We start from the raw sequence: 8,216 nt of genomic DNA on the forward strand, positions 1-8,216 counted from the left end.
CCTGACGCGGCGGGGACCGGAGCCGGGCGGCCCCCGGCGGGAGACCGCCTTCTCGTTCGAAGCCGTGCTGGACGAGGTGACGTTCATCGCCGGGCCGGTGCTCGTCACCGGTCTGACGGTGGGGGTGCACCGGCTGGCCGGGCTGGCCTGCTGTCTGGTGCTGACGGTCGGCGGGGCGACGGCCCTGGCGCTGCAACGCCGTACCGAACCGCCGCCGCGCGGGCCGCGCGGCGGCCCGGGTTCCGCGCTGACCGTGCCCGGCATGCTCGTCGTCACCGCGGTGGCCCTCGCCGCGGGCTGCGTGGTCGGCGCGTTCGAACTCGTCGTGGTGGCCCGCTCTCAGGCGCTGGGGTCCCGGGGTCTGGCCGGGCCCCTGCTCGCCGTGCTGGCGGTGGGCAGCATGCTCAGCGGGCTCTGGTACGGGGCGCGATCCTGGCGGCGGCCGCCGCACCAGCTGTGGATCCGCGCGCTCGGCGCGCAGGTCGTGGGGCTGCTGCCGCTGGTCCTCGCCCGGGACGCGTGGTCGCTGGGGCTCGCCATGTTCGTCGCCGGTCTGACGGTCACTCCGGTCGGCATCTCGGGGCTGGTCCTGGTGGAGGGGCTGCTGCCGGAGGGGCTGCTCACGGAGGGGATGAGTCTGGAGAGCACCGCGATGGCGCTGGGCGTGGCGGGCGGTGGCTGGCTGTCCGGCGCGCTCGCGGACGCCGTGGGGCCGGAGAGGATCCTGGCGCTCCCGGCCGGGGCCGCCGCTGCCGCCTTCGCGATCGCGGCACTGGGCGCGCGCCGGCTCGGCGCGCCGGCGCCCGAGGCGGTCCGCGCCGGGGTACCGGGCTGAACGGAACGAGTGAGGCAGAGGGGAACGCGTATGGCGGGACTGCTGGTCGGCAACGACTTCACCGAGGAGCTCGACGGCGCGGACGCGCCCCGGCAGGCCACCGCCCGGTGGTACGCCAAGCGCGCCCTGTTCTTCGCGCGGGACGGGGACGTGCTCGTCCTCCCCGAACGGCCCGACGACGGCTTCGTCCGGTACGTCACGTCGCTGACCGGCACGGATCCCGCGACGCTGCGTACGGTGGTGCCGCCGCGCCGGGAGATGCTCTCGGCCGCCCTGTTCGCCGACCCCGCCTTCCGGGCCCGTGTGCGCGAGGCGCTGCGGGGCCGCACGGTGGAGCGCGTCGTCATGTTCCATCCCGACGCGGCCGTGGTGGACCTGGCCCGCGCGCTCGGGCTGCTCCACCTCGTGCCCGGGCACGCCTTCATCGGCCAGGGCGGCGGCGCCCTGGTCAACAGCAAGGCGGTCTTCCGCGCACTGGCCGCCGGCGCCGGGGCGCCGGTCCCGGACGGCGCGGTGTGCGCGGACGCGGCGGCGGCCGAGCAGGTGATCGGCCGGCTGTTCGACGAGGGTCGGCCGGTCATCACCAAGCAGGAGTTCCGCCAGGCCGGCAAGGGCAACGAGATCCTCAGCCGCACCGGGGGCGTCACCCCGCGCGGCGCGCCCCGCGTCGTGGTGCTGCCCGACGGGCGCGGTCTGCGGCGCCATCTCGCGGCGCACTGGTCGCGGCTGACCGACGGCGGCCGGCACCGGCTGGTGGTGGAGCGGTACTTCCCCGACGCGACCTCGGTGTTCGCCGAGTTCCTGCTGACGGACGAGGGCATCCGGCCGGCCGGGGACGGCGAGCTGCTGTACGCGCCGACGCCGATCGGCCAGATCATGCCGGTGCAGAGCCTGGACGCGTCGCGGCGCGCCGCCCTGATCGCCGGAGGGCACCGCATCTGCGAGCCGCTGCACGCGATGGGCTACCGGGGCACGCTCTCGGCCGACGGCATCGTCACACCGTCGGGGGACCTGTGGTTCACCGAGTTCAACGGCCGGATCACCGGCTCGACCCATGTCTACGAGGTGATCGGCGACCGGGTGGTCGGCGAGGACTACCCCGCCGGGCGGGTCCTGCTGGAACACGTCGGCTGGCGGGTCCCGTCGTTCGCGGCCGCCGTCCGCCGGCTCGCCGACGCCGGACTGGCCTACGACCGGCGCGGCGGCACGGGCGTGATCGTGGACTCGGCCTTCGACCCCGCGCACCGCGACGTCGTCTTCTGCGTGGTCGCCAAGGACCTGCCCGGCGCCGAGGCGTGCCGGCGGCGCGTGCTGGAGCTGTTCGCCGACGCCTGAGCGGACCGGGCCGCCGCTCCGGAGCACCACCGCGGGAGCACCACCGCGTTCGACAACCGTGATTCGGGAGGGTGGAGCAGGCATGGGCACGTGGAGCGCGCCGGATCCGGCGCTGGAGCATTTCCTTCTCATCGCCCACGGACCGGCGCTCCTCAACGCCGTGGTGACCGGGATCGAGCTCGACGTCTTCGGTTGCCTTTCGGCACACCCGGGCGCCGGGGTCGAGGACATCGGGAAACACGTGCGCATTCCGCCCCACCAGCTGCGCGTGCTGCTCCTCGCACTCTGCGCCGCACAGCTCGTGGAGAAGGAGGACGGCCGGTACACCAACTCCGCGGTCGCCGAGGAACATCTGGTCCCCGACGGCCCGGAGAGCTGGCGGCACATTCTGCTCGGCTGGCAGCGCGTCTACTATCCCGCGTTCTCCCATACGACCACTGCCCTGCGGACCGGGACGAACGAACGTGCCCTGGCGGACCACCCCGGCCCGGGGGATTCCCTCTATGCGCGCCTGGCGCACGACCCCGCGCTGGAATCCGTCTTCCACAAGGCGATGTCCGCCTTCACCCTCCAGTCGCTGAGCGGGCTCACGGAATGCCGCGAACTGTCGGGGATCCGGCATCTGCTCGACGTGGGCGGCGGTGACGGCACAACGGCCGTCCGGATCGCGGAACGCCACCCGGACCTGCGGGTGACGGTCTTCGACCTGCCCAGCGTGGCCGGGCGGGCGGCCGGTGCCGTACCGGCCGGGCTGGCCGAGCGGGTGCGGGTGCGGCACGGGGACGTCTTCGCCGACGACTTCCCGGACGACGCCGACGGCGTGCTCTTCAGCCACGTCCTGGAGGTGTTCTCCGCCGAACGGATCCAGCGGCTGCTGGCGAAGGCCCACGCGGCGCTGCCGCCCGGCGGCACGGTCCTCGTCCACGGCTACAACTGCGCGGAGGACGAGTCCGGCGGCATCGTCGCCGCCCGGCTGTCGCTCTACCTCAACGTCCTGGCCAGCGGCGAGGGCATGGCCTACCCGGCGAGGGACTACGAGGAGTGGCTGCGCCGGGCCGGGTTCGCGGACGTCCGGACGTACTCCGGCCTGCCGTACGAACACGGGCTGCACGTCGGCGTCAAACCGGCCGCCCCCACGATGACTTGACGCGCCCCTGTCAATCAACGGGGTCCCGTGGCACCCTGCCTCACGCAGCTTCTCCACTCGCACCACTCGTCTGCCCGGACCGCCCACGCCGCGGTCCGGCCCCCACACAGCCGTCGTGCGGGCCACCCGCACCACGGCTCCGGCAGAAGGAGTACGCGTGAGACGCCCCCGCCGCACGACCGCCGGCACCTTACTGGCCCTCGGCGCCCTGGCCGCCACGGCGGCCCAGGCCACCGCCGCCGCCCCCTCCCCCGGTCCCTCCCCCGCCCCGCCGACCACGCACACCGCCACCGCCTCCGCCGCCGCCCGGCAGCACGCGGCCGCCTTCTGGACCCCCGAGCGCATGCGCGCCGCCACCCCGCTCGACCTCTCCGGCCCCGCGGCACCCAAGGCCCCGCCCTCCGCCGGGAGGACGACCACCGTGGCACCCACGGCCCCCGCCGCCGGTGACACCGCGCGGGGCGCGGTGAACGTCAAGTCCTTCCCGCAGGCGGGCGGGCCGTGGACCGGCTCGGGCGCCGTCGTCAAGACCTCCGGCCGGGTGTTCTTCACCTTCCAGGGGCGCACCGCCTCCTGCTCGGGCGACGCCATCACCAGCAAGAACGCCAGCACGGTCGTCACGGCCGGGCACTGCGTGAAGTACCAGGGAAGCTGGCACACCAACTGGGTGTTCGTCCCCGGCTACCACGACGGCCAGGCTCCCTACGGCACCTGGGCCGCCACCAAGACCCTCTCCACACCGCAGTGGACGGCCGGCGAGGACATCAACTACGACGTGGGCATGGCCGTGGTCGGCCCGCTGGACGGCCGCAGGCTCACCGATGTCGTCGGGGGCCAGGGCCTGGAGTTCAACGGCGGCTACAACAAGCCCATGTACTCCTTCGGCTTCCCCGCCGCCGCGCCGTACGACGGCACCAAGCTGATCCACTGCAGCGGGAACTCCACCAAGGACTTCCTCTTCTCCAACGACCACGGCCTCGCCTGCAACATGACCGGCGGCTCCAGCGGCGGCCCCTGGTTCACCTCGTTCGACGAGGCGACCGGCACCGGACTCCAGGCTTCGGTCAACAGCTTCGGCTACACCTTCCTGCCCAACACCATGTTCGGGCCGTACTTCGGCGACGACGCCAAGCGGCTGTACGACCAGGCGCAGACCACCTGACGCCCCCGGAAACTCCCCCGTGCCCTCCCCGCCCGGAGCGTCACCGCGCCGGGCGGGGAGGGCACCGTCGTGACGGGGGACACCACCGACGCGACGTGCGTCCGGTTTGCGCGCCTTCGGCGGGCCGGGTGACGATGGGTCCATGAGAGGCGACGGCCGGCTCGCCGAAGGCTCGGTCCGCCCTGGAGCGCGCTCGTACGGGGCCCGCGGCCATGGTGGCTGACCTGCTGGTCATCGGTCTGGCCATCGCCGTCGACCCGCTGGCCCTCACCGCGTTCGTCCTGTTGCTGACCGCCCGCGACGGACTGGGGAAGGGCCTGGCCTACATCCTCGGGTGGCTGGCCTGTCTGGTGGTCGTCGTCGCCGCGGTGCTCCTGCTGACCGGCGGCCGACCGCCGCCGCACCGCTCGTCGCCGTCGACCACCGCGGTGGCCGTGAAGCTGGCGATCGGCGTGGGCCTGGTGGTCTACGCACGCCGGAAGTGGCGCCGGATGGGTGCCGTGCGCACGCGCCCGTCGATCCTGTCGCGGCTGGACCGGGTCACGGTGTGGACGGCGGCGGGGCTGGCTGCCTTCCTCCAGCCCTGGGCCCTGGTCGCCGCCGGTGCGACCGACGTCGTCAAGGCGGATCTGTCGCATCCGGTCACGTTCGTGGCGCTGTTCGGGTTCTGCGTGCTGGCCACGGCCGGGTTCCTGGCCATGGAGCTGTACATGGCCTGCTCCCCCGGCTCCGCCCGCGTCCGGCTGGAGCGGATGCGCGTCCGGCTGGAACGCCACCAGGACCACGTGATCGTCGTCGGCGCTCTGCTGCTCGGCCTGTGGCTCACGGGCCGGAGCAGCTACCAGCTGACCGGCTGACCTCGATGTTTATCGTCCGTCACGCCGGGCAAGCGCCGCCCCTGACCGATACCCCTCCCCGATTCCCCGGCAGGTGACCATGAGCCCCGACCGCAAGAGAACCCCCAGGGCCGGGCAGGCTCCGCCGCAGCGGGGCGGCACCTCGGCCACGGACCGGATGCACCGGATCCTGCTGCGGCGCGGCAAGACCCCGCTGACGATCGAGGACGTCACGGTCACGGACCGCCCCGAGGTGCACCGCGCGGTATCGGCGGCGGCGCTCGGCAACATGATGGAGTGGTTCGACTTCGGCGTCTACGCCTACATGGCGGCCACACTGGGCAAGGTCTTCTTCCCGTCGAGCTCCCCAGGTGCGCAGGTGGTCTCCGCGTTCGCCACCTTCGCCGCCGCCTTCCTCGTCCGCCCGCTGGGCGGCCTGGTGTTCGGGCCGCTGGGCGACCGCGTCGGGCGCCAGAAGGTGCTGGCCGCCACCATGATCATGATGGCGGTCAGCACCTTCGCCGTGGGTCTGCTGCCCGGCTACGCCACGGCCGGCTTCGGCGCGCCCGTGCTGCTGCTCCTGTGCCGTCTCGTGCAGGGCTTCTCCACCGGCGGCGAGTACGCCGGCGCCACCACGTACATCGCCGAGTACTCGCCCGACCGGCGCCGGGGATTCCTGAGCAGCTGGCTCGACTTCGGCACCTTCGTGGGGTACGCGCTCGGCTCGGGCCTGGTGACGCTGCTCACGGCGGCCGTGGGCACCGACGGCATGACGGACTGGGGCTGGCGCCTGCCGTTCCTGCTGGCGGGCCCGCTGGGGCTCATCGGGCTGTACATGCGGATGCGGCTGGAGGAGACACCGGCCTTCCAGGCGGAGACCGCGGAGCAGCTGGAGGCCGCCGAGGAGGGGCGGCAGTCCGGGCACGGGCGGCTGCGGGAGATCTTCACCCGGCACTGGCACGCGGTGCTCATCTGCATGGGGCTGGTCGTCGTCTACAACGTCACCAGCTACATGGTGACCTCGTACCTGCCGACGTACATGACCGAGACCCTGGGGCAGAACGCCACCACCGCCCAGTTGCTGATCCTCGCCACGATGATCCTGGTGGCGCTGACCATCACCCTGGTGGGCCGCTCGTCCGACATGTGGGGCCGGCGCCCGATGTTCATGGGCGGCAGCATCGCCCTGGTGGTGCTGGCCGCTCCGGCGATGCTGCTGATCCGGGCGAACGGCGCGCTGCTCCCGGCCCTGGGCTGTCTCGTCCTGGGACTGCTGCTGGTGCTCTTCGCCGGCACCTCGGCCGCGACGCTGCCCGCGCTGTTCCCGACCCGGATGCGGTACGGCGCGTTGTCCGTCTCCTACAACATCTCCGTGTCGCTCTTCGGCGGCACCACTCCGCTGGCCGTCTCGGCGTTGCTGGAGTCGACGCACGACGAGATGGTCCCCGCCTACTACCTGATGGCCGCCGGTGTGATCGGGGCCGTCTCCGCCTTCTTCCTGCACGAGACGGCGGGCAAGCCGCTGCGCGGCTCGGGGCCGATGGTGGAGACGCCGGAGCAGGCCGAGCGCCTGGTCGCCGACAGCCGTGCCGAGGCCGGACGCCGCGCCCGTGACATCTGGTTGCGCCTGCGGCACCCCGGGTGGCACCGCCACCGCTCCGACGAATCCGGCGAACGGTGACCCGGTGACCCGGTGACTCCAGGAAGCGCCATGGGCGCGGACTCCGCTACTCCGGTGCCTCGCCCGCGACCTGGTCCAGATGGCGGCGGAGGAAGTCCAGCTGGTGGCGGAGCAGGTTCTCGAAGACCGCCTCGCCGGTGGCGTCGTGGGAGGTGCCGGAGAGCGGCAGGACCTCGTGCGGCCGGCCGGCGGCCAGCAGGGCGGCGGACAGGCGCAGGGTGCCGGCGGGGAAGACGTTGTCGTCGGCCAGTCCGTGGACGAGCAGCAGCGGGCGGGTGAGGTTCGGTGCCTCGGGCAGGGTCGAGCCGGCCTCGTAGCGGCCGGGGTGGTCGCCGGGGTGGCCGAGGAAGCGTTCGCGCCAGTGGGTGTCGTACAGGCGCTGGTCGCTGAGTCCCGCTCCGGCCACGGCGGCGTGGAAGACGTCGGGCCGGCGCAGTACCGCCGCGACGGCCAGCGTGCCGGCGAAGGACCAGCCGCGCACGGCGACCCGGCCGAGGTCCAGTTCGGGGTGGCGGCGGGCGGTCTCGTGCAGGGCGGCCACCTGGTCGTCGAGGACGGGCCCGAGGATGTCGCCGTGGATCTCGCGCTCCCAGCGCGGTCCGCGTCCCGGGGTGCCGCGGCCGTCGGTCACCAGGACGGCGAAGCCCTGCTCGGCGAACCACTGCGAGACGAGGGAGTGCGGGTCGTGCGTGGCGGTGACCCGCTGCAGCGCCGGGCCGGCGTAGGGATCGACCAGGACGGGCAGCGGGCCGTCGCCCGGGCGGTGCCAGGACGGCAGCAGCAGCCGGCTGCGCAGGGCGCGGTCGGTGGTGGTGAGTTCGGTGGCGCGCAGGCGCAGCACGGGCTCGTCGGCTGTCGAGGTCACGGTGACGGCGGGCCGCCCGGGGCGGTGCACCGTGGCGCGGGTGCCCGGCCGGCCGGCGGGGCGCGCGAGGTGCACCAGGGTGCCCCCGCGCCGTGTGCCGGTGTGGACGCCGGGCTCCGTGCTGAGCCGCCGGGGGCCGGTGCCGGCCCGGTAGGTCCACAGGTGGGTCTCGGTGGGGTCGTCGAAGGCGGTGAAGAGGATGTCCTCGCCGTCCACGCCCAGGACCTCGCGCACCTGGAGCCCGGGCGGGGTGACGGGGACGCCGTCGAGGGTGAGCCGCCGCGCGTCGTCCGTGTCCGAGTCCATGTCCGTGTCCGTGTGCGCCACGAGCGCCCCCGAGGCGGTGCGCGCGGGC

General features: G+C 73.8%; 6 protein-coding genes and 1 pseudogene. 6 read left to right on the forward strand and 1 reads right to left on the reverse strand.

Translation table 11 applies throughout. The features are described 5' to 3' along the window. The 6 genes and pseudogenes from AB0K09_RS25180 to proP form a co-directional block, all read left to right on the forward strand. Window positions 1-835: pseudogene (locus AB0K09_RS25180) on the forward strand (MFS transporter); the annotation flags it as partial. 30 nt (window positions 836-865) lie between these two features. Continuing rightward, complete coding sequence (locus tag AB0K09_RS25185) at window positions 866-2,170, forward strand: peptide ligase PGM1-related protein (protein ID WP_366067655.1); 1,305 nt, start codon at window positions 866-868, stop codon at window positions 2,168-2,170. Window positions 2,171-2,252: 82 nt separating this feature from the next. Next, window positions 2,253-3,317 (forward strand): methyltransferase, encoded by a 1,065-nt coding sequence (locus tag AB0K09_RS25190; protein ID WP_366067656.1) that lies wholly within the window; start codon window positions 2,253-2,255, stop codon window positions 3,315-3,317. 157 nt (window positions 3,318-3,474) lie between these two features. Further along, window positions 3,475-4,479, forward strand: a complete 1,005-nt coding sequence (locus tag AB0K09_RS25195) for a peptidase (RefSeq protein ID WP_366067658.1) — start codon at window positions 3,475-3,477, stop codon at window positions 4,477-4,479. A gap of 212 nt (window positions 4,480-4,691) precedes the next feature. Beyond that, window positions 4,692-5,336: a GAP family protein gene (locus tag AB0K09_RS25200; protein WP_366067659.1), complete on the forward strand. Its 645-nt coding sequence runs from the start codon at window positions 4,692-4,694 to the stop codon at window positions 5,334-5,336. Window positions 5,337-5,493: 157 nt separating this feature from the next. After that, window positions 5,494-6,996: a glycine betaine/L-proline transporter ProP gene (proP, locus tag AB0K09_RS25205; RefSeq protein WP_366067661.1), complete on the forward strand. Its 1,503-nt coding sequence runs from the start codon at window positions 5,494-5,496 to the stop codon at window positions 6,994-6,996. 46 nt (window positions 6,997-7,042) lie between these two features. Here the strand turns inward: proP and AB0K09_RS25210 are convergent. Continuing rightward, window positions 7,043-8,216 (reverse strand): prolyl oligopeptidase family serine peptidase (locus tag AB0K09_RS25210; RefSeq protein ID WP_366067660.1); only part of this gene is annotated, 1,174 nt, incomplete at its 5' end.

The sequence above is a fragment of the Streptomyces sp. NPDC049577 genome (genome assembly GCF_040675635.1).
GTDB lineage: Bacteria > Actinomycetota > Actinomycetes > Streptomycetales > Streptomycetaceae > Streptomyces.